At 71.0% G+C, this 20,282-nt stretch carries 19 protein-coding genes, 1 tRNA gene and 1 other RNA gene; 5 read left to right on the top strand and 16 right to left on the bottom strand.

The annotated features are described in order from the left end of the window. Window position 1 precedes the first annotated feature (1 nt). The 11 genes from ACYQ1L_RS08185 to ACYQ1L_RS08135 form a co-directional block, all read right to left on the bottom strand. Window positions 2–682 carry a hypothetical protein gene (locus ACYQ1L_RS08185; protein ID WP_274638430.1) on the bottom strand — a complete coding sequence of 227 codons (681 nt, stop codon included), beginning with the start codon at window positions 680–682 and terminating at the stop codon, window positions 2–4. Continuing rightward, window positions 648–1,004 carry a helix-turn-helix domain-containing protein gene (locus tag ACYQ1L_RS08180; protein WP_460003706.1) on the bottom strand — a complete coding sequence of 119 codons (357 nt, stop codon included), beginning with the start codon at window positions 1,002–1,004 and terminating at the stop codon, window positions 648–650. The genes ACYQ1L_RS08185 and ACYQ1L_RS08180 overlap by 35 nt, the downstream gene beginning before the upstream one ends. Window positions 1,005–1,081: 77 nt before the next feature. Then, window positions 1,082–2,404, bottom strand: coding sequence for a site-specific integrase (locus tag ACYQ1L_RS08175; RefSeq protein ID WP_460003705.1), 1,323 nt, complete (start codon window positions 2,402–2,404; stop codon window positions 1,082–1,084). Next, entirely contained in the window at window positions 2,404–2,628 is a 225-nt protein-coding gene (locus ACYQ1L_RS08170; RefSeq protein WP_102209750.1) for a helix-turn-helix transcriptional regulator, read from the bottom strand. The genes ACYQ1L_RS08175 and ACYQ1L_RS08170 overlap by 1 nt, the downstream gene beginning before the upstream one ends. Window positions 2,629–2,894: 266 nt before the next feature. After that, window positions 2,895–3,191, bottom strand: coding sequence for a hypothetical protein (locus tag ACYQ1L_RS08165; RefSeq protein ID WP_460003704.1), 297 nt, complete (start codon window positions 3,189–3,191; stop codon window positions 2,895–2,897). 5 nt (window positions 3,192–3,196) lie between these two features. Beyond that, window positions 3,197–3,736 carry a hypothetical protein gene (locus ACYQ1L_RS08160; protein ID WP_460003703.1) on the bottom strand — a complete coding sequence of 180 codons (540 nt, stop codon included), beginning with the start codon at window positions 3,734–3,736 and terminating at the stop codon, window positions 3,197–3,199. A gap of 113 nt (window positions 3,737–3,849) precedes the next feature. Beyond that, window positions 3,850–4,032: a hypothetical protein gene (locus ACYQ1L_RS08155; protein ID WP_460003702.1), complete on the bottom strand. Its 183-nt coding sequence runs from the start codon at window positions 4,030–4,032 to the stop codon at window positions 3,850–3,852. A 93-nt stretch (window positions 4,033–4,125) separates the two neighbouring features. Further along, window positions 4,126–5,049 (bottom strand): diacylglycerol/lipid kinase family protein, encoded by a 924-nt coding sequence (locus ACYQ1L_RS08150; RefSeq protein ID WP_460003701.1) that lies wholly within the window; start codon window positions 5,047–5,049, stop codon window positions 4,126–4,128. 65 nt (window positions 5,050–5,114) lie between these two features. Further along, a complete protein-coding gene (locus ACYQ1L_RS08145; protein WP_460003700.1) occupies window positions 5,115–8,096 on the bottom strand; it encodes a bifunctional [glutamine synthetase] adenylyltransferase/[glutamine synthetase]-adenylyl-L-tyrosine phosphorylase in 2,982 nt (993 codons plus the stop codon). 12 nt (window positions 8,097–8,108) lie between these two features. Further along, window positions 8,109–9,446 (bottom strand): glutamine synthetase family protein, encoded by a 1,338-nt coding sequence (locus tag ACYQ1L_RS08140; protein ID WP_159576122.1) that lies wholly within the window; start codon window positions 9,444–9,446, stop codon window positions 8,109–8,111. Window positions 9,447–9,451: 5 nt separating this feature from the next. Next, window positions 9,452–9,697 (bottom strand): SPOR domain-containing protein, encoded by a 246-nt coding sequence (locus tag ACYQ1L_RS08135; protein ID WP_460003699.1) that lies wholly within the window; start codon window positions 9,695–9,697, stop codon window positions 9,452–9,454. Window positions 9,698–9,763: 66 nt separating this feature from the next. Here ACYQ1L_RS08135 and ppgK point away from each other — a divergent pair, with 66 nt between their 5' ends. After that, entirely contained in the window at window positions 9,764–10,510 is a 747-nt protein-coding gene (gene ppgK, locus ACYQ1L_RS08130; RefSeq protein WP_159576124.1) for a polyphosphate--glucose phosphotransferase, read from the top strand. Between the two features lie 76 nt (window positions 10,511–10,586). Here ppgK and rnpB read toward each other — a convergent pair. Further along, window positions 10,587–10,968, bottom strand: an RNA gene (rnpB, locus tag ACYQ1L_RS08125) — RNase P RNA component class A. Between the two features lie 12 nt (window positions 10,969–10,980). Next, window positions 10,981–12,705, bottom strand: a complete 1,725-nt coding sequence (locus ACYQ1L_RS08120) for a bifunctional 3'-5' exonuclease/DNA polymerase (RefSeq protein ID WP_460003698.1) — start codon at window positions 12,703–12,705, stop codon at window positions 10,981–10,983. Window positions 12,706–12,849: 144 nt separating this feature from the next. Between ACYQ1L_RS08120 and ACYQ1L_RS08115 the strand changes: the two genes are divergently transcribed. After that, window positions 12,850–13,689 carry an aldo/keto reductase gene (locus tag ACYQ1L_RS08115; RefSeq protein WP_460003697.1) on the top strand — a complete coding sequence of 280 codons (840 nt, stop codon included), beginning with the start codon at window positions 12,850–12,852 and terminating at the stop codon, window positions 13,687–13,689. Between the two features lie 28 nt (window positions 13,690–13,717). Here the strand turns inward: ACYQ1L_RS08115 and ACYQ1L_RS08110 are convergent, their stop codons facing one another. The 3 genes from ACYQ1L_RS08110 to ACYQ1L_RS08100 form a co-directional block, all read right to left on the bottom strand. Next, complete coding sequence (locus tag ACYQ1L_RS08110) at window positions 13,718–14,479, bottom strand: zinc ribbon domain-containing protein (RefSeq protein ID WP_460003696.1); 762 nt, start codon at window positions 14,477–14,479, stop codon at window positions 13,718–13,720. A 64-nt stretch (window positions 14,480–14,543) separates the two neighbouring features. After that, entirely contained in the window at window positions 14,544–14,930 is a 387-nt protein-coding gene (locus ACYQ1L_RS08105) for a YchJ family protein (RefSeq protein ID WP_460003695.1), read from the bottom strand. Beyond that, window positions 14,927–16,057 carry an aminotransferase class V-fold PLP-dependent enzyme gene (locus ACYQ1L_RS08100; RefSeq protein ID WP_460003694.1) on the bottom strand — a complete coding sequence of 377 codons (1,131 nt, stop codon included), beginning with the start codon at window positions 16,055–16,057 and terminating at the stop codon, window positions 14,927–14,929. Before ACYQ1L_RS08100 ends, ACYQ1L_RS08105 begins: the two co-directional genes overlap by 4 nt. 42 nt (window positions 16,058–16,099) lie before the next feature. On the opposite strand from ACYQ1L_RS08100, the gene ACYQ1L_RS08095 reads away from it, so the two are divergent. The 3 genes from ACYQ1L_RS08095 (at window position 16,100) to ACYQ1L_RS08085 (ending at window position 20,266) form a co-directional block, all read left to right on the top strand. Continuing rightward, window positions 16,100–16,172: transfer RNA gene (locus ACYQ1L_RS08095), tRNA-Val, on the top strand. 145 nt (window positions 16,173–16,317) lie between these two features. Continuing rightward, a complete protein-coding gene (aceE, locus tag ACYQ1L_RS08090) occupies window positions 16,318–19,041 on the top strand; it encodes a pyruvate dehydrogenase (acetyl-transferring), homodimeric type (protein ID WP_159576143.1) in 2,724 nt (907 codons plus the stop codon). Window positions 19,042–19,054: 13 nt separating this feature from the next. After that, on the top strand, window positions 19,055–20,266 hold the full coding sequence (locus ACYQ1L_RS08085) for a PucR family transcriptional regulator (RefSeq protein ID WP_460003693.1): 1,212 nt from the start codon (window positions 19,055–19,057) through the stop codon (window positions 20,264–20,266). The last annotated feature ends 16 nt before the right edge of the window (window positions 20,267–20,282 follow it).

The following is a 20,282-nucleotide window of genomic DNA, read 5'->3' as shown; positions in this document are numbered from 1 at the left end:
CTCAGCGGCACTCCGGGCCGAGCCCGTCGATGATCGCGGCGGGGTCGGCGATGATTTGCTCGCAACGCAGGCAGCGCGCGCCGCGGAAGATCACCTCCGGTTCGCGGTGGATGCCTTGCTCGGGCTCGACCTCGTAGAGGTCCGCGTGTGCGGCGAACAGGCGCGGGTGGTTCTTGGCGATGGCGGCGTGGAATTGCGCGGGCGTGGTCGGCGGGTTGATCTGACGCTCGACGAACAGGTCGATCACCGTCGAGTAGGCATCGCGGGTGAGCCGCGCGGCGAGGAACAGATCGGGGTTCGCCGCCGAGATACCGACGCTAGCAAGATCGTCCAGCCCGTAATCGTCCACATCCTCGGTGACCAGGAAGCGCGCGCCCGCGGCCGCAGCATCGGCAAGGATCTGCCGATCCGCGCCCTTCGTGCCTCCGAAGCGTTCCGCACCCGTGCCGGTCGGCCCGAGCAAGACGTCGAATCGCTCCCGGACACTCGACGGCGGCAACGCCCTCGGGCGCATGTGCACCTGGGCCTCCCGCTCGGCAGCCCGGCTCCAGAAGGCGCGGAAGCCGCTCGGCACCCCGCCGACGACCAGCAGAGTCCGAGTGACGGGCTTAGCGATGATGTTCGCGTCCAGGAGAACGCGCGTCAGCTCACTGATCGCCGAGGAGGTCGTCACGGAGTTCATCGCGCGTCAGCTCCACGAGGTCGCCCATCGTCTTGCGCCAGTACCGCTCGAACTCCTCGTAGGGGATGCGATTGCGATTGCCGACCTTGACCGCGCGAATCTCCCCCGCCTTGATCCTCCGCGAGATGGTGGGACGAGACACGCCCATCGCGTCGGCGACCTGCTCGGGGGTCATCATGCGGCGCTTCGCCGTCAGCGTCACCGTCTCCCCATCGGCTGCCGCCTGCTGCACATACGCGGCGACCTGCTCCAGCCAAGCCGGGCGCGCCCCGGCGCCGGAGCGCACATCTTCCGGGTTGATCGTCAAGCTCGTCATGGTCATGAACCCATCCTACCTCTACCTGCACACTCTGGACAATACAAGTGTTCATACGGCATCCCCTTCTTGAGTCTTACAGTTCATGCGTCGATGCCCGCGAACGCCTCGTCGAGCGCGTCGGCCGCGATCTCGACGATGAGGTCGGGACGCTTCGCGTAGTGCCCCTCGGTGATCGCAGCGTCACTGTGCCCGAGCAGATCGCGTGCGACCTCGACGCCAGCCGTGTCCGATACCGCCGCGGCAACGGCCTTGCGGAGGCTGCGGAAGGTGAGGCGCTCGGCGTCGACCCCGATAGCCAGCAGCTCGGGCTCGAACTCGCGGCGGAACATCCTGAGCAACTCGCCGACCGCGCTGGGGTCGCGCGGACGGCCGCGCTCGGTCGTGAACAGTACGTCGTCTGGGTTCCGTTCGGGGTCGGGAACATGGCTCGCCACGAGTTCGCTCAGTACCTTCGCTGCGAACTTCGGAACGCGAACCCAACGCTTCTGCCGTTCCGCCTTGGGCGAGTCCTGGCGAAACAGGCCGCGGGACTTGGTGCGCACCATCGTCCCGCCGACCCAGACGAGCGCCTCCATCGTGAGGCTTCCATCCGGTTGTTCCACCGCCTCGAACCGCACGTCCTGGAACCGGATCGCAATGGGCTCCGCGGTCCTCTCGGAGGTGCCGAGCGTGATGAGGATGTAGTCGGCGAGCAGCTTGTAGTTGGGCCGTCGGCCCACCGGATACCGCTTCCGGTGCCGCTCGGGCCACACCTCGCGGATGAGGTGGAGGATGTACTTGACCTGCACCGCGTCGAGTTCGAAGTACACCGTGTCCGGCTCGTCCGCTCGTCTGGTCGCACGGATCGGGTTCGCCACGATGACCGCTCCGTACCGCGTGTTCTGGATCGACCCGGCAGCCGAGAAGTGTCCCTGCTGGATCGCCCAGTCGAACATGAGCGACATCACGTTCCGAACCTTGTTCGCGGTCGTCACCGACTTCTCCCGTGCGATGTCCATAAGCAGCCCATCAGCACGGTCGGCGGTGATGTCGGCGATGGGGATGGCCCCGGCGCGCGGGATGACATGCGCGCGCACCACCGAGGCGTAGCCATCGACGGTCTGCTCGCGGCGCTGGCGCAGCACCCGCGGATCGTCGTCGTGGTACGCCGTCTTCAGCCACGTCGTCGCCAGCTCGGCGACGGTCATGAGCTGTGTTCGTCGCGCCAGGACTCGACCGACGGCGACACCAGCCGCTTCCTGCAACGCGGTCAGAGCCTCAGCCTCGGTCGCTCCGCTGCCGCTGGGACGACGCTCTTGCCCGTTGCCGTCATAGACCCGCGCTCGCGCGATGACCAGGCCGTTCGGCTCGACGGTGTAGGTCACCTTGCCGAGTTCGCCAAGCGCGCGCTTCGGCCGCGCCATCAGTCGCCCGCCCTATCCGTCGGGGCCACGATCCGCCCCGCGATGAACGCCTCGACATCCTCATCGCGGTAGCGAACGTTGTGCGACGAGAGTGCGACGAACGGCAACCCGAGACCTCGGCTGCGCGCACGCTCTGTCCGCCAGTCAGCGAGCGTCCTGATCGGGATGCCCGTATACTCTGCAAGCTCCTGCGGAGTCCAGAGGCGGGGGCGGTCGTCGCTCATACCAATGAGGTAGGCGGCACCACCCGCAGACTTCCAGCGAACCCCGTAGGACGGCCAAGAATCGAGTAAACGGACGGGTTCTCGGACAGCCGCAGCAGCGACCCCACTCATGCTCACCATTGCACTTCCCTGTGTTTGCAGGGAAGTGTGAGCCTGCGGAACCCTCCTCCGGTTCTCAGATCCTCAAGCCGAGCTCTACTACGGCGTCTGACACGCGAGTTCCTTCGTGAGGGCCCGACCGGTGACGAACCGGTCGGGCCCTTCGCCTATCCGGCAGAGCCCGCCCGCTGGGCCTCTGCCACAGCGTCCCTGCGGTCGGCGAGCTCCTTCTCCGTCGCCTGACGCCTCTCCTCCGCGGCCGCCTGCGCCGTGTGCGCCTCGTCGGCGGCCGCCCGGGCGGCGCTGAGCTGGGACTCGAGCTCGGAGATGCGCGCGGCGATCTGCTCCGTCCGCCGGGCCGCCTCACGGGCGTCCCGCTCCGCCGCGGCGTGATCCCGCTGCGCCGCCGCAAGCGCCCGCTCGGCCTCCTGCAGCGCGCGCTGCGCCCGGCGGCGCTCCCGCATCGCAGCTACCTCGTCCTCGGGCGCCGCCGCGATCTCCGGCGCCTCCGGGGCCCCGCCCGCGACGACCGTGGACGGGTCGAGCGCGCCGCCGTCCCGGCATCGAGCTCGGTCACGAGCCGACCCGAGGCGACGGCGGCGGCCGCGCCCGGATCGAAGAACGCCGCGGAGAGCGTCTGCTGCACCGCGTCCCGCGTGGCGTCGGTGACGCGTCCTCCGCGCGCTCGCGCGAGCTCGGCGGCGTCCGCGGCGAGCCGAGACGTGAGGGCACGGCGCTCCCGCCCGAGCTGTGCCAGCGCGGCCGCGTCGAGGTCGGCCTGCGCGTCGCGCAGCTCGGCCGCGAGCCGCAGCGCCTCCTGCAGCTGGGCGGTCCGCTCCCGCGCGAACACGTTCACGACCCAGGCCGCGGTCGTGGGCCTCCGGAGCGCGCGGATCCGCGCCGCAGTGGGCGCGTCGGTCGCCTCCTTGGCACGAGCGTCGCGCGTGGAGACGAAATCCGCGGGCGCGCCGGAGTACAGCTGGTCCACGATCGTGTCGAAGTCGCTCATCTCAGGAGTCAGCCTGCACAGGGCCGCTCCTGTCAAGACCCCGTCCGAGACGCCCCTCCGCGTCCGGGATCCGGCAGATGCCCGCGCATGCTCCGCGGGCACCTGCAGTCCGGTCAGCAGGGCAGGGGCGGGAAGCTGGGAATCGGGATCGGCTTCTCCGCGCGATGCTCGAGAGCATCCATGCGGGCCTTCGTCTCCGCGCTGGGCACGTAGGGATGCCAGTGCCGGGCGACCTCGCGGTCCCAGTCCGATCCCTCAGCGTGGGGCGCGCCGGGCGCCGGATCCGTGATGCTCATGACGCGACGGTAGTGACCGTGAACCGCTCCGGAAAGGGGCTTGCGCTCGGGGGACCGATGTGCAGACGACCCGAGGCAGGCGCCGCGACAGGCTCACGCGCGCACCAGCAGCGCCCCCTCCCGGATCCCCGCCGTGAACGAGCGCACCCGGCCGCGCTCCTCGCCGTCGATCTGGAACGGCTGCGCCGCACCGAGCTCGACCGCGACCGTGCGTGCCGACGCGTGCCGCACCACATCCGTGCTGGTGGTCTCGCCGCCGAACAGCCGGCGCAGGCCGTTGTCCCAGACCACCGTGCGCACCGTCTCGAACCAGTCGGCCACGCCGTCCGCGCTGATGAGCAGCAGATCCAGCTGCCCGTCGTCGGGCGCCGCGTCCGGGAGCAGGGTGATGCCGCCCTGGATGGTGCCGCAGTTGCCGATCATGAGCGTGTGGATCCGCGCATGATCGCCCGGCGCGCCGTCGAGGGAGAGCTCGACCGGCACGAGCTCGGTCCCCGCAGCAGCGGCGCCGAGGGCCTTCACGTACGCGAGCCAGCCGGCCTTCGCCTTGAGCTCGTCGTCGGTCTCCTCGAGCATGCGGGCATCCAGGCCGAGCCCTGCCATCACGACGAACACGTGCGCCCCCGGATCGTCGCCATCGGTCACCTCGATGGTGCCGACGTCGATCCGGCGCGGCTCCGCGGACAGGGCGTGCGCGACCGCGGACGCCGTGCCGTCGAGCGGGACGCCGAGATTGCGGGCGAGCAGGTTGCCCGTGCCGTGCGGGAGGATGCCCAGCGCCGTGCTCGTCCCGGCGAGCACCTCGGCCACCGCGCGGACGGTGCCGTCGCCGCCCGCGGCGAACACCAGCTCGCAGTCGGCGTCGAGTGCCTGCTGCGCCCCCGCCCGTCCCGGGTCGTCCTCCGTGGTGTCGAAGAAGCGGACCTCCGCGTCCGGGAGGTGCCGCCCCACCGCGGCGCGCACCTCCTCCTCGGACTCGAGCTTCACAGGGTTGCGGACCACTCCGATCATCGTCATGTCCCCAGCCTGCCCGCCTCCGAGCGGAACCGTCGCCATCGCCGCCGGTCAGCCGCAGAACAGGGTCAGCCGTAGAACAGCGTCTCGAACGCCCTCCGGGCCCGGCGCGTGACGCGGAGGTACTCCTCCTCGACGGCGATCGCCGAGCGGTCCGGGTAGCCCAGGATGCGGCCGACGCCGTCCAGCTCCCGCGGATCGGAGGGCAGCACGTCCTTCGTCTGCCCCGTGAGCAGGGTCATCGCCGAGCGCAGCCGGCTCGACAGCCGCCAGGCCTCCCGCAGCCGGTCCGCCGCCTCGGCCGGCACGAAGCCCGCCTCGACCGCGACGTCGAGCGCCGCGAGCGTCGAGGTGGTGCGCAGGGCCGGCACCGCATGCGCATGCTGCAGCTGCACGACCTGGATCAGCCATTCCACGTCGCTGAGCGTTCCGGGCCCGAGCTTGAGGTGCCGGCGCGGATCCACGCCCTGCGGCAGCCGCTCCCCCTCCACACGCGCCTTGATGCGCTTGATCTCGCGCAGCGAGGCGAGGTCGAGCGTCGCCGGATAGCGCACCCCGTCGGCCAGGGCGATGAAGCGCTCGATGAGCTTGTGACTGCCCGCCACTCCCCTGGCCCGCAGCAGCGCCTGCGCCTCCCACGACAGCGACCAGCGGCGGTAGTACTCCGCGTAGGCGTCGAGGCTGCGCACGAGGGGCCCGTTGCGCCCCTCAGGCCGCAGATCCGCATCCAGCTCCAGCGGCGCGCGGTGGTCGGTCAGGTGCTCCCTGAGGCCGGTGACCATGCGCGCGGCCAGCTGGTGCGCGCGCTGCGGATCCACGCCGTTCGCGTCATAGACGAACAGCACGTCGGCATCGGATCCGAACCCCAGTTCCGCGCCGCCGAAGCGCCCCATCGCGATGACCGAGAAGTCCAGCGCCTCGTCCTCGGGCGGCACCACGTCGCGCCGGACGGCGCGCAGGGCGGCCTGGATCGTCGCCTCCGTGATGGCGGTGAGGGCGGCCGCGACGTCGTCGATCGTGAGCACGTCCAGCACGGCGCCCATGGCCGTGCGCAGCAGCTCGCGCCGCCGCAGCGCCCGCACCGACCGCATCGCGTGCAGCACCGTGTCGTGCCGGGTCTGGATCGCCCTGGCCTCCTCGTCCAGCGCCTGCCAGGGGCGCGGCCGCAGCTGCTCGGTGCTCTCCAGCCAGGCGACGGACTCCGGGATCCACTCCATGAGCTCGCCGATGTAGCGCGAGGTGGACAGCACCCGCGTGAGCCGCTCCGCCGCGCCCGAGGAGTCGCGCAGCATGCGCAGGAACCAGGGCGTGTCGCCGAGCCGCTCGCTGATCCGCCGGAACGCGATCAGGCCGTAGTCCGGATCCGTTCCGTCCGCGAACCAGCGCACCATGACGGGCATGAGGTGCCGCTGGATCGTGGCCTTGCGGCTGAGGCCGGCGGTGAGCGCGCCGATGTGCCGCAGCGCGCCGGCGGGGTCGCGGAACCCGATGGCCGCGAGACGGTCGCGCGCCTGGTCGGTCGAGAGCGTGCGCTCCTCCTCCGGCAGCGAGGCCACCGCGCTCAGCAGCGGGCGGTAGAACAGGCGGGTGTGCAGGTCGCGGACCTCGCGGCGCACATCCTCCCAGACCCGGGTGATGCCGTCGGCCGTGTCTGCCAGGGCGGTCGCGCGGCCGAGCACCCGGAGCGCCTCCTCCTCCCGGGGCACGAGGTGCGTGCGCTGCATCTCGCGCAGCTGCAGGCGGTGCTCGATCAGGCGCAGCACCCGGTAGTCCCGTCCGAACAGCGCGGCCTCGGCGCGGCCGATGTAGCCGCCGGCGACGAGGGCGTCGAGGGATTCGAGCGTGCCCCGGGTGCGGATGTCGGGATCCGTCAGGCCGTGGACCAGCTGCAGCAGCTGCACCGTGAACTCGATGTCGCGCAGCCCGCCGGGCCCCAGCTTGAGCTGATACGGCACATCCTCGGGGGCGATGTGCTCGGTGACGCGCTCGCGCATGCGCTGCACGCTGCCGACGAAGTCCTCGCGCGCGGCGCTGGACCACACCTTCGGCTGCACGGCGTCGATGTAGTCGCGGCCCAGGTCGGCGTCTCCCGCGATGGCTCTCGCCTTGAGCAGCGCCTGGAACTCCCAGCTCTTCGCCCAGCGGTCGTAGTACGCGACATGCGACGCGAGCGAGCGCACCAGAGCGCCCTGCTTGCCCTCCGGCCGCAGGGCGGCATCGACCTCCCAGAGCGGCGGCTCCGCCTCGATCCCGCTGAGCACCTGCATCGTCTCGCGGGCGAGCCGGGTGGCGATGTCGATCGCACGCGCTTCGGACAGCTGCTCCTCGTCCGCGGTGCCGGCGACGTAGATCACGTCCACGTCGCTGACGTAGTTGAGCTCGCGGGCCCCGGTCTTGCCCATGCCGATGATCGCGAGCCGGGTCAGGGCGACGTCGCGGCGCGCCGGGGCGGACGCACCCGCGACGACGGTCCGTGCGACGGCGAGAGCCGCCTCCAGGGCTGCCGCGGCGGCGTCCGCGAGCGTCGACGACACCGCAGCGACCGCCTCGACCGGATCCGCGGCTGCGAGGTCCCATACCGCGATCCCGACGACGGCGCGCCGGTACGCGACCCTCAGTCGGATCCGCGTCGCCGCATCGCCCGAGGCGGCGAAACCGTCCTCCGCGCCCACTGCGGCCAGGAGCTCGGCACGCAGGACGTCGCCTGTCGGCAGCCCTGCACCGTGCTCGCGCAGTACGGCCAGCTGCTCCGGACGGCGCTCGAAGAACCGCCCCAGGCCCGGTGAGGCGCCGAACACCGCCCACGCGTTGCTCCGCGCCTGCTCGTCGCCGAGCACCGCGGCGACGGCGGCGGGATCGCGACGGCCCACCCGGATGAGCCCGGCCAGCGCCTCGTCCGGATCCGCGCTGCGCAGGCCCTCGATCAGCGCGACCGGAGCCACTCCGGCGATCTCGGCGAGCTCGCGCAGCCCCGCCGAAGCCGTGGAGAGGCCCACGAAGCCGAGCCGTGCGAGCGCGGACAGCGACAGCGAGTCATCGAACCGGGGCACCGCGCGCCCCGATCAGAGCAGCTCGAGGTTGCTCTTGAGCTCGAACGGCGTGACCTGTCCCCGGTACGCTTCCCACTCCTTGCGCTTGTTCAGCAACACGTAGTTGAAGACCTGCTCGCCGAGCGTCTCCGCCACGAGCTCCGACTCCTCCATGTACTCCAGCGCGTGATCCAGGCTGGCCGGCAGGGGCTCGTAACCCAGCGCACGCCGCTCGGCATCGCTGAGCGACCACACGTTGTCCTCCGCCTCGGGCGGGAGCTCGTAGCCCTCTTCGATGCCCTTGAGCCCGGCGGCGAGCATCAGCGCGTACGCGAGGTACGGGTTGGTCGCCGAGTCGAGCGCACGGTACTCGATGCGCGTGGACTGCCCCTTGTTCGGCTTGTACATCGGCACCCGGATCAGCGCGGACCGGTTCGCGTGACCCCAGGTGACGAAGCTCGGCGCCTCGTCCCCGCCCCACAGCCGCTTGTAGGAGTTGACGAACTGGTTCGTCACGGCCGCGATCTCGTTGGCGTGCCGCAGCAGGCCCGCGATGAACTGGCGCCCGGTGCGCGACAGCTGGTACTTGGCGCCCTCTTCGTAGAACGCGTTCAGGTCGCCCTCGAACAGCGACATGTGCGTGTGCATGCCGCTGCCGGGGTGGTTGCTCAGCGGCTTCGGCATGAACGTCGCGTAGACGCCCTGCTCGATCGCCACCTCCTTGACCACGGTCCGGAAGGTCATGATGTTGTCGGCGGTGGTGAGGGCGTCGGCGTAGCGCAGGTCGATCTCGTTCTGGCCGGGACCGCCTTCGTGGTGGCTGTACTCCACCGAGATGCCGAGATCTTCGAGCATCCGCACGGAACGCCGGCGGAAGTCGTGCGCAGTGCCGCCCGGCACGTTGTCGAAGTACCCCGCCGAGTCGACCGGCACCGGGCCCTCGGGACCGAACTGCGACGACTTCAGCAGGTAGAACTCGATCTCGGGGTGCGTGTAGAAGGTGAAGCCCGCGTCCGCCGCCTTGGCCAGCGTGCGCTTGAGCACGTGGCGCGGATCGGCGACCGCCGGACGACCGTCCGGGGTGGTGAGGTCGCAGAACATCCGCGCCGTCGGGTCGATCTCGCCGCGCCACGGCAGGATCTGGAAGGTGGTCGGATCCGGCTGTGCGAGCAGGTCGGATTCGAACGTGCGGGTGAGGCCCTCGATCGCGGAGCCGTCGAAGCCGATGCCCTCCGCGAAGGCGCCCTCGACCTCGGCCGGGGCGATCGCCACAGACTTCAGGGTGCCGATGACATCCGTGAACCAGAGCCGGACGAACTTGACGCCCCGCTCCTCGATGGTGCGCAGGACGAAGTCGCGCTGCTTGTCCATTCCGCTCATCGAGCGCCGTCCGAGCGACCCCAGTCGTCCTCGGTCGCGTCCTCCTCGGCCCAGAGCCGGGAGCGCTCCTTGAGCACCTGCGGCGCGCGGGCCGCCTCGGCGGCGGTGTCGAACGGGCCGATGCGGTCGATCGACGAGGACAGCATGCCGTGCTCGACCTGACCGGTCTTGCTGTTGAACCAGTACTTCTCGTCGCCGAAGTCCTCGCCGTCGTACCTGTCGTCGCGCTGCGCGTCGCTCATCGCTGCTCCTCCTGTGTGCTTGTCACGATCCTACTGGGGCGCCCGCCTCTGGCTAGGCTGTTGCGCATGGCAAAAGCGATCGGCGTCGACATCGGCGGCACGGGTATCAAGGCAGGAATCGTCGACCTCGAACACGGGACCATGGCGTCCGACCGCGTTCGCGTCCCCACCCCTGAAGGCGCGTCGCCGCAGGACGTGCTCACGGCCGTCCAGACGGTGCTGCGGACTCTCGACGTGCACGACTCCACGCTGCCGCTCGGCGTCGCCTTCCCCGCGATCGTCAAGCGCGGCAAGACGCTGTCCGCCGCCAACGTGTCGAAGCAGTGGATCGACTTCGACGCCGAGCGCTTCTTCCGCGACGGGCTCGGTCGCAACATCGTCTTCGTGAACGACGCGGATGCCGCGGGCGTCGCCGAGGCGCGCCACGGCGCGGCCCGCGACGTCATCGGACTCACGCTGATGACCACGCTCGGCACCGGGATCGGATCCGCCTTCCTCTACAACGGCGTGCTGATCCCCAACTCCGAGCTCGGGCACCTCAACTTCCGCGGCTACGACTCCGTGGAGACCTGGGCGGCCACCTCCGCCCGCGAGCGCGAGGGGCTCAGCTGGGCCGAATGGGCCGAGCGCCTGCAGGCGTTCTACTCGCACATCGAGTTCCTGTTCAGCCCCGACCTGTTCGTCGTCGGCGGCGGCGTCTCGAAGAACGCGGGCGACTTCCTCCCGCTGCTGGAGCTCAAGACGCCGATCGTCCCGGCGATCCACCGCAACAACTCCGGCATCATCGGCGCCGCCTCGCTCGCCGGCGACTGAGCCGCGTCGCGCAGTCGCAGAACGTCGAAGGCCCGGATCCGCAGCGCTCGCGGATCCGGGCCTTCGCCATGTGTGAGGAACGGGCCGGCCTGTACGCCGGGTTCTGTTCCGGGGCGGAGCCCCTTCGACGGTCATCTCTCTCGGCGACGCGTTGCCGCGCCGCTCCAGCGGCCTACCCGGGGACTCGGCGGGCCGCGTCGTCATCCCCTGTCTGGCCTTGCTCCGGGCGAGGTTTACCTGGCGGACCGTGTCACCACGGCCCCCGGTGGTCTCTTACACCACCCTTTCACCCTTACCCCGTCGGGCCCTTCGACTAGCTCAGGGACCGTAGGGGCGGTCTTCTCTCTGTGGCACTGTCTCGCGGATTGCTCCGGGTGGGTGTTACCCACCGCCCTGCCCTGTGGAGCCCGGACGTTCCTCGGTGCGGTCTCCCGCCACGCGACCGTCCGGCCGACCCGTTCGGATCCAGTCTACGAGGCCTTGCCCGCGTCCTCGGCGATGCGCAGGTCGAGAGGGATGTCGATCTCGAACCCCGGGAAGAGCCTGCGGGTGGCGGCATCGGCGGATTCCTGCACGGCGCGCGCCGCCTCGGCGGCGAGTTCGGCCGGCGCATGCACGATCACCTCGTCGTGCAGGAAGAAGGCGAGGTGCGCGCGATCGGAGAACACGGGGCCGGATCCGGCCGCGGGTCGGACGGCTCCGGGCAGCGCGCTCAGGCGGTGGCGGATCTCCGCGAGCCACAGCAGGGACCACTCCGCCGCGGTGCCCTGCACGACGAAGTTGCGCGTGAACCGGCCGCGATCCCTCGCTATGCTGCGGGCCGCGCGCTCGTCCGCGCCGTCGGCCTCCGGGTCGCTCGCCCGGAACTGCGCGGCGGTCCACGCCGCATCCGGCCGAGGCGAGCTCCGGCCCAGCAGCGTCGACACCACTCCGCCCTCCTCGCCCGTCTTCGCCGCGCCGTCGACGAGCGCCATGGCGCGCGGGAAGACGCTGCGCAGTCTCGGCCCGAGCCGGCCACTGGGTCCCGTCGTCGCCCCGTACATCGCGCCGAGCACGGCGTATTTCGCCTCCTGCCGCGTCTGCACGGCACCGGAGCGCACCACGCCCTCGTACAGGTCGGCGCCGCGCGCCGCGTCCGCCATCGCGCGATCCTTCGACATGGCGGCGAGCACGCGGGGCTCCAGCTGCGCCACGTCGGCGCACACCAGCACCCACCCCTCGTCGGCGCGCACCGCGGGGCGGAGACTCCGCGGGATCTGCAGCGCTCCCCCGCCGCTGGACGCCCAGCGTCCGGTCACCACACCCCCGGTCAGGTAGATCGGGCGGAACCGCTCATCGTGCACCCACTCCGCCAGCCAGTGCCAGCCGTTCGCGGAGTACAGCCGGGCGAGCTTCTTGTACGCGAGCAGCGGCTCCACCACCGGATGCTCGATCTCGCCGAGCTCCCAGCGCGACGTGGAATCCACGAGGATCCCGGCGCGGCGCAGGGACTTGAGGAGCCGGGGCGGGCTGTCCGGATTGACCGACGGATCCTCCAGGGCGCCGGCGATCGTCGCGGCCAGCTCGGCCATCCGCGCCGGCCGGGCTCCTGTCACGGGACGGGGCCCGAGCGCATCCGCCAGCAGGCGTTCGTGCACGGCGGTGCTCCACGGGAGTCCTGCCGCGGTCATCTCCTCCGCGACGAGCGCACCGGTCGACTCCGCCGCGCAGAGCAGGGCGAGGCGCCCGTCCGGGGCACGGCGCAGCGCTGCCCGCTGCCGCGCGTATTCGGCGAGCAGTTCGTCGATCTCCGCCGGCTCGTCGGCCGCGGACGTCTCGTCGTTCAGGTCGAACAGCGCCGGCGAGGAGACCGGGACCGCGGAAGGATCCACGCGCAGCCAGCGGGACGACGCGGGAACCGGATCCGCGAGGCTCGCCGTGTCGCGCAGGATCGCATGACACAGCAGCAGGTCATGAGCGCGGCGGATCCGGATCCCGGCGGCCAGCATCGCCGGGTAGACCTCGCGGAGGCTCCGCACCACCCAGCGCGGATGCGCCTGCTCCTCGAAGGCACGGATCAGGGCGTGCAGTGCGGCGGCGGGGACCTCGCGCGCGTCCTGCTCCACGCCTTCTTCCCCGTACGCCCGGAGGCACCAGTGCCCCGGCCGGGCCGACCGTCCCAGCACGATCTCGTGCGGGAGAGCCGATTCGATCATGCATTCGAATCTACGCCCTTCCGGCGCCGCCCCCGACACGCCCCGCGCTCGCGCGCCGGTGCCGCGGGTGTGTCGGCGTGTATCACGGCCCCGCGCGCACGACGACGCCGACGATTAGCGTGGGAGGACCGGAGAGGAGACCCCATGTCCGACGCATCCCCCTTCATCGCCCACAACGGCTTCACCCTGCCCGTGCAGGGCCTCGGCACCTACGGCTTCCGCGGTGAAGCCGGCGCGGACGCCGTCCGCAGCGGGATCGAGACCGGCTACCGCCTCATCGACTCGGCGTTCAACTACGAGAACGAGGGCGCCGTCGGCTGGGGCATTTCGGGAGCCGCCGTCGACCGCGCCGAGCTCATCGTGACGTCGAAGCTGGCCGGCCGCCATCACGCCAAGGCGAAGGCGCTGGACGCGATCGAGGAGAGCCGGTTCCGGCTCGGCCTGGACGCGATCGACCTGTTCCTCATCCATTGGCCGCTGCCGCGCCGGAACACCTACGTGGAGGCCTGGCAGGCGCTGATCGAAGCGCGCGACCGCGGGCTCGTACGGCAGATCGGGGTGTCGAACTTCCTGCCTGAGCACCTGGAGCGCATCGAGGACGAGACAGGCGTCCGCCCGGTCGTCAACCAGATCGAGCTGCACCCGCGCTTCCCGCAGGAGGAGGCGCTCGCCTACCACCGCGCGCAGGGGATCATCACAGAGGCGTGGAGTCCGCTGGGCCGCGCCGGCGCTCTGCTGGAGGACCCGGCGATCACGGCCGTCGCGACCGCGCACCGCATCACGCCCGCGCAGGCCGTGCTCGCCTGGCACGCCGCGCGCGGCGTCGTCGCGATCCCCAAGGCGGCGTCCTCCGAGCACCAGGCGCTGAACCTCGCGGCGGCCCAGGTGCGACTGTCCGAGGACGAGGTCGCCGCGATTACCGCGCTCGGCACACCGGACGGGCGCCTGTGGGACTCCGACCCCGCTACGCACGAGGAGTTCTGAGGCACGCCGAGCGGGCGCGCTGGGGCGTTCAGTCCGCGGCGTGGGCGCTCGCGCTGCTCGTCAGCCCCGACTCCTCGGTGCGGACCAGGATGCAGCCGCACTCCGGGCACGACACCACGTCGTCGTCCGCGGCCCGGCGGATCACGTTCAGGTCGGTGCCGGAGAGCACCATCCGGCATCCCTCGCACGTGGCGCGGCGCAGCAGTGCGGCGCCCGCGGTCCGTCCGACACGGCGCTGGTACTCCGCCATGAGCGACGGGGAGACGGAGTCGACGAGCGCCGCGCGGTCGCGGGCGAGCTGCTCCCCCTCCGCGGTCGCTGCCGCGATGAGCGCCTTCGCCTCCGCCGTCAGTCGCGTGCCCTCGGCCACGGTCTCGTCGATGAGCGCCTGCTGAGCCGCCACGGCCGCCTCCGCGTCCTCGAGCCGGGCCATGATCTCGAGCTCCGCGTCCTCGAGGTCGCTGATCCGGCGCCCGAGACTTGCGATCTCCTGCTCGAGGGCGACCGCGTCCTTGGGGTTCTGAGTGGCCGCGAGCCGTTCCGCGTCGCGGTCGCGGCGCTGCGTCGCGAGGGCGACATCCGACTCCAGGCGCTTGAGCTCGGCCTGCACGTCGTCCCGCGCGCCGGACAGCACCGTCAGCTCGCGCAGCTGCCCCTGCCGCTGGGCGGCGAGCTCGTTGATCCGCTCCCCCTGCGCCGGGTGCGTGCGCGCGTAATCGGCCTGCAGGATGCGGCGGTCGATGTCGGCGATGTCGAGGAGCACGAGCTGGTGCGCGGGGTTGGCTTTCACGACGTCAAACCTACGCCAGCAGGGCGCCCGCCCGCGCGTTCGGGAAGGGTGTGCGGGAAGGGCGTCAGGCCACGACGCCGTCGACGTAGTACCAGTGCCCGTCCTCGCGAACGAAGCGGCTGCGCTCGTGCAGCACTCCGCGGCCGGCCGGATCCCGGTGGATCGCCTCGAACTCGACGACGCCCTCCGTGTCGAACGGGCCGCCGCCGGTCTTCGCGAGGATGTCGAGACGCAGCCAGCGCACGTCATCATCGAGGTCCAGGCGTTCCGGGCGGGTGGACGGATGCCAGGAGCGCAGCAGGTACGCGGCATCGCCGCGCGCGAACGCCGTGTACCGCGACCGCATCAGGCGCTCCGCGGTCGGCGCCGGCCGGCCCGCGAGGATCGGCCCGCAGCACGCGTCGAACAGATCGCCGCTGCCGCACGGGCAGCGGTCCGCCGCTGCGCTCACACGCCGATCCGGTCGAGCGCGTCGCCCAGGCGGCGCACCGTGCCGTCCACATCGCCGAGCTTGTCCAGGCCGAACAGCCCGATCCGGAACGTGGAGAACGATTCGGGCTCGCCGCAGTGCAGCGGCACCCCCGCAGCGATCTGCAGCCCCTGCTCCCGGAACCGCGCGCCGCTGCGCAGACCCGGATCCGTCGTGTGCACGACGGCGACGCTCGGCGAGGCGAAGCCCTCCGCCGCGACCGACGGCAGGCTCCGCTCCGCGAGCAGGGCCCGCACCCGCTTGCCGAGGTCCCACTGGGCGGCCCGGAGCGCATCGAACCCGCGCTCACGCGTCTCCGTCATGAGGACAGCGTTGTGCGCCAGCGTGTCCGTGGGCATGGTCGCGTGGTACGGCGCCCTGCCCTCGCGGTACTCCTCCGCGATCCACAGCCACTTCGCCAGGTCGATCGCGAAGCTCGAGGAGGTGCGCGAGGTCACCGCGTCACGGCCGGCGTCGTTCAGCATCACGTATCCCGCACCGGGGGATCCGCTCCAGCCCTTCTGCGGCGCCGAGATCAGCACGTCGACGCCGAGCGCCGCCATGTCGACCCAGAGCGCGCCGGATGCGATCGCGTCGAGCACCAGCAGGCCGCCGACCTCGTGCACGGCGTCGGCCAGAGCCCGCACGTAGTCGTCGGGCAGCAGGATGCCGGCGGCGGTCTCGACGTGCGGCGCGAAGACGACGTCGCTGCGCTGGGCCCGGATCGCGGCGACCACCTCGTCGATCGGCGCCGGCGCCCAGACCGCCTGCACGTCGTCCGAGTCCGGACGGGCCGTGCACACGACCGTGCTGCGGGCGATGTCGCCCGTCTCGAGGATCTGCGACCAGCGATAGGAGAACAGCCCGTTGCGGACGATCAGGCAGCGCCGCCCGGTCGCGAGCTGGCGCGCGACCGCTTCCATCGCGTAGGTGCCACCGCCCGGCACGATCGCCGTCGTCGTCGCGCGGTACGCGGCGCGCAGATCGGCCTGGATGCTCTGCATCACCCCGACGAAGCGCGCGGACATGTGGTTCAGGGAGCGATCCGTGAAGACCACCGAGTACTCCAGCAGGCCCCCGGGATCGACATCGTCGTGCGGAAGGTTCATGGCCCCACCCTGGCACATCGGCACCGGTAGGCTGGAGCTCACGCGCCTATAGCTCAGTTGGTAGAGCACGTCGTTTACACCGATGTGGTCGGGAGTTCGAGTCTCTCTGGGCGCACCTCGAAGCTCGTCATCGCGTGCACCCACGACGCTGGATCGGGGCTAGGCTGACTCCCGCGCGCTTTGTGCGGAGCCGACAACACCTCCCCGCGTCGCATCCCGATTTCGTTGGCACGACCTGCCAGACAAACGAAAGGCCTCCTGTGACTGTTCACGACCAGGATCCGTACTCCCAGGGCCCGCTCGACAGCGACCCGGAGGAGACCAGCGAATGGCAGCAATCGCTCGACGAGCTCGTCGATGCCAAGGGCCACGGCCGCGGTCGCGAGATCATGCTCAGCCTGCTGAAGCGCTCCAAGGAGCTGCACCTGGGCGTGCCGATGGTGCCGACCACTGACTACATCAACACCATCGCCTCCGAGAACGAGCCGGCCTTCCCCGGCGATGAGGAGCTCGAGCGCCGGTACCGGCACTGGATCCGCTGGAACGCGGCCATCACGGTGCACCGCGCCCAGCGCCCCGGCATCGGCGTCGGCGGTCACATCTCGACCTACGCCTCGGCCGCGTCTCTGTACGAGGTCGGCTTCAACCACTTCTTCCGCGGGCAGGACCACCCGTCCGGCGGCGACCAGATCTTCTACCAGGGGCACGCCTCCCCCGGCGCGTACGCCCGTGGCTTCCTCGAGGGCCGCATCACCGAGCAGCAGCTCGACGCGTTCCGGCAGGAGAAGTCCGGCGCGCCGAACGGCCTGCCCTCCTACCCGCACCCGCGGATGATGCCGGAGTTCTGGCAGTTCCCGACCGTGTCGATGGGTCTCGGGCCGATCAACGCCATCTACCAGGCGATGACCAACAAGTACCTCGCCAACCGCGGCATCAAGGAGAACGACTCGCACGTGTGGGCGTTCCTCGGCGACGGCGAGATGGACGAGGTCGAGTCGCGCGGTCAGCTCCAGGTCGCCGCCAACGAGGGCCTGGACAACCTCACCTTCGTGATCAACTGCAACCTGCAGCGCCTCGACGGCCCGGTCCGCGGCAACGGCAAGATCATCCAGGAGCTGGAGAGCTTCTTCCGCGGCGCCGGCTGGAACGTCATCAAGGTGGTCTGGGGCCGGGAGTGGGACGACCTGCTCGCCCGCGACACCGACGGCGCCCTGCTGAACCTCATGAACGTCACGCCGGACGGCGACTTCCAGACGTTCAAGGCGGAGTCCGGCGCCTACGTGCGCGAGAACTTCTTCGGCCGGGACGAGCGCGCGCTCGCGCTGGTCAAGGACTACTCGGACGACGACATCTGGCGCCTCCGCCGCGGTGGCCACGACTACCGCAAGGTGTACGCGGCCTACAAGGCGGCCATGGAGCACAAGGGCCAGCCGACCGTCATCCTCGCCAAGACCGTCAAGGGCTACGGCCTCGGTCCGCACTTCGAAGGCCGCAACGCGACCCACCAGATGAAGAAGATGACGCTGGACGACCTCAAGCTGTTCCGCGACACGATGCACATCCCGATCACCGACGCGCAGCTCGAGGCCGACCCGTACCGGCCGCCGTACTACAACCCCGGACCCGGCGACGAGACGATCCAGTACATGCTGGAGCGCCGCCGCGAGCTCGGCGGGTTCCTGCCCGAGCGCCGCACCACCCACGTGGGGCTGAACCTTCCGGAGGACAAGGACTACGCCCTGCCGAAGAAGGGTTCCGGCAACCAGGAGGTCGCGACGACCATGGCCCTGGTGCGCATGATCAAGGACCTCATGCGGGTGAAGGGCTTCGGCGAGCGGATCGTGCCGATCATCCCCGACGAGGCGCGCACGTTCGGCATGGACGCGTATTTCCCGACCGCGAAGATCTACAACCCGAACGGGCAGAACTACACGGCGGTCGACCGGGAGCTGCTGCTCGCCTACAAGGAGAGCCCGCAGGGCCAGATCATGCACGTCGGCATCAACGAGGCCGGAGCCGCAGCCGCCTTCACCGCGACGTCGACCTCGTACTCGACGCACGGCCAGCCGCTGATCCCGATCTACATCTTCTACTCGATGTTCGGCTACCAGCGCACCGGCGACGCGTTCTGGGCCGCCGGCGACCAGATGGGCCGCGGTTTCATCATCGGCGCCACCGCAGGACGCACCACGCTGACCGGCGAGGGCACCCAGCACGCCGACGGCCAGTCGCCGCTGCTCGCCTCGACGAACCCCGCCACGCTCGTGTACGACGCGGCCTACGGGTACGAGGTCGCGCACATCGTGCAGGACGGCATCGAGCGCATGTACGGCGGAAACCACCCGGATCCGGATGTCATGTACTACCTGACCGTGTACAACGAGCCGATGCGTCAGCCGGCGGAGCCGGAGGACGTGGACGTCGAGGGGATCCGCAAGGGTCTGCACCGCGTCTCGGTCGGATCCGGCGACGGGCAGCGCGTGCAGCTGCTCGCGTCGGGTGTGGGCGTGCCGTGGGCGATCGAGGCCCAGGAGCTGCTGCTCTCGGACTGGGGCGTGTCGGCCGACGTCTGGTCGGTCACCTCCTGGACCGAGCTGCGCCGCGACGGCCTCGCCGCCGACGAGCACAACTTCCTGCACCCGGAGGAGGAGCCGCGCACGGCGTACCTCACCGAGAAGCTGAAGGACGCGCAGGGTCCGTTCATCGCGACGAGCGACTACATGCACGCCGTGCAGGACCAGATCCGCCAGTGGGTGCCGGGCGCGTACTACACGCTGGGCGCCGACGGCTTCGGCTTCGCCGACACACGTGCCGCCGCGCGCCGGTTCTTCAAGATCGACGGCCCGTCGATGGTGGTGCGTGCGCTGCAGGCTCTGGCCGACCAGGGCCGCATCGACCGGTCGGTCGTGGGTCAGGCGATCGCGAAGTACGACCTGTACAACGTGAATGCGGGCACCAGCGGCAACGCCGGCGGCGAGAGCTGACCCCGCCCGCACGATGAGCCGAACCTCGGAGATGACCAAGGAGGAGACGCTGGCGTGGCTGCGCCGCATCTCCGGTGATCTCGCCACGGCGACCCTGCAGCGTCTCGAGGATTCGCTGCCGTGGTACGCCGAGATGCCGCCGGCCCGACGCTCCGCCGTCGGGCTGGTGGCGCAGGCGGGCATCACCTCGTTCATCCAGTGGTACGACGACCCCACGTCGACGCCCTGGATCGCCGCGGACATCTTCGCCGCCGCGCCCCGCGAACTGCTGCGCAGCGTCAGCCTGCAGCAGACCCTGCAGCTCATCCGGGTCACGGTCGAGGTGACCGAGGAGCGAGTGGCCGGCAACGGCGGACACCTGCGCGATGCGATCCTGCTGTATTCGCGCGACGTGGCCTTCGCCGCGGCGGACGTCTACGCCCGCGCCGCAGAGGCGCGGGGCCTCTGGGACGCCCGCCTGGAGGCGCTCGTCGTCGACTCGATCCTCACGGGCGAGGCCGACGAGGAGCTCCCCAGCCGCATCGCGGCGCTCGGCTGGCACGGCCACGGCGAGGTGTGCGTGATCGTGGGCACCACCCCGCCGCAGTTCGATGTCGACCAGGTGCGCCGCACCGCGCGCAAGCTCGCGGTCGACGTGCTGATCGGGGTGCAAGGATCCCGTCTGGTGCTGGTGGTCGGCCGCTCCAAGCCCACCACGGCCGAGGAGGCTCCGGAGGAGTTCTCGTTCGCCGAGATCGCCCGCACCTTCGAGCCGTCGTTCGGCCCGGGGCACGTCGTGGTGGGGCCCGCGGTCGCCGCCCTCGTCGATGCCGGGCAGAGCGCGCGTGCGGCGCTCGCGGGGTTCGCGGTGGCGCGCGCCTGGCGCGGGGCGCCACGGCCGGTCGACGCGGACGAGCTGCTCCCCGAGCGTGCGATCGCCGGCGACCCGCTGGCGAAGCAGACGCTGATCGAGCGGGTGTTCCGCCCGCTCAACGACCACTCCAGCGACCTCGTCACAACGCTGTGGAGCTACCTCGACAACGGCCGGTCGCTCGAGGCCACCGCGCGCGAGCTGTTCGTTCACCCGAATACGGTGCGCTACCGGCTGAAGCGGATCAGCGAGGTCATCGGCTGGGACGCCACCGGTCCGCGCGAGGCGTTCATCCTGCAGACCGCCCTCGTGCTGGGCACGATCGGCACGGCGGATCCGGTGCGCCGCGGCCTGCGCCCCCGTCGCCTGCGCTGAGCCCTCTCCTGCCCGT

It is taken from the genome of Microbacterium xylanilyticum (assembly GCF_054654695.1).
The sequence above is the reverse complement of the archived record's forward strand: the minus strand, read 5'-3'. Positions and strand labels throughout refer to the sequence as shown.

Excerpts from the sequence above, each read along its gene's own strand:
- ACYQ1L_RS08185 (WP_274638430.1), bottom strand. The coding sequence starts at position 682 with ATGAACTCCGTGACGACCTCCTCGGCGATCAGTGAGCTGACGCGCGTT.
- ACYQ1L_RS08180 (WP_460003706.1), bottom strand. The coding sequence starts at position 1,004 with ATGACCATGACGAGCTTGACGATCAACCCGGAAGATGTGCGCTCCGGC.
- ACYQ1L_RS08175 (WP_460003705.1), bottom strand. The coding sequence starts at position 2,404 with ATGGCGCGGCCGAAGCGCGCGCTTGGCGAACTCGGCAAGGTGACCTAC.
- ACYQ1L_RS08170 (WP_102209750.1), bottom strand. The coding sequence starts at position 2,628 with ATGAGCGACGACCGCCCCCGCCTCTGGACTCCGCAGGAGCTTGCAGAG.
- ACYQ1L_RS08165 (WP_460003704.1), bottom strand. The coding sequence starts at position 3,191 with ATGCGGGAGCGCCGCCGGGCGCAGCGCGCGCTGCAGGAGGCCGAGCGG.
- ACYQ1L_RS08160 (WP_460003703.1), bottom strand. The coding sequence starts at position 3,736 with ATGAGCGACTTCGACACGATCGTGGACCAGCTGTACTCCGGCGCGCCC.
- ACYQ1L_RS08155 (WP_460003702.1), bottom strand. The coding sequence starts at position 4,032 with ATGAGCATCACGGATCCGGCGCCCGGCGCGCCCCACGCTGAGGGATCG.
- ACYQ1L_RS08150 (WP_460003701.1), bottom strand. The coding sequence starts at position 5,049 with ATGACGATGATCGGAGTGGTCCGCAACCCTGTGAAGCTCGAGTCCGAG.
- ACYQ1L_RS08140 (WP_159576122.1), bottom strand. The coding sequence starts at position 9,446 with ATGGACAAGCAGCGCGACTTCGTCCTGCGCACCATCGAGGAGCGGGGC.
- ACYQ1L_RS08135 (WP_460003699.1), bottom strand. The coding sequence starts at position 9,697 with ATGAGCGACGCGCAGCGCGACGACAGGTACGACGGCGAGGACTTCGGC.
- ppgK (WP_159576124.1), top strand. The coding sequence starts at position 9,764 with ATGGCAAAAGCGATCGGCGTCGACATCGGCGGCACGGGTATCAAGGCA.
- ACYQ1L_RS08120 (WP_460003698.1), bottom strand. The coding sequence starts at position 12,705 with ATGATCGAATCGGCTCTCCCGCACGAGATCGTGCTGGGACGGTCGGCC.
- ACYQ1L_RS08115 (WP_460003697.1), top strand. The coding sequence starts at position 12,850 with ATGTCCGACGCATCCCCCTTCATCGCCCACAACGGCTTCACCCTGCCC.
- ACYQ1L_RS08100 (WP_460003694.1), bottom strand. The coding sequence starts at position 16,057 with ATGAACCTTCCGCACGACGATGTCGATCCCGGGGGCCTGCTGGAGTAC.
- ACYQ1L_RS08085 (WP_460003693.1), top strand. The coding sequence starts at position 19,055 with ATGAGCCGAACCTCGGAGATGACCAAGGAGGAGACGCTGGCGTGGCTG.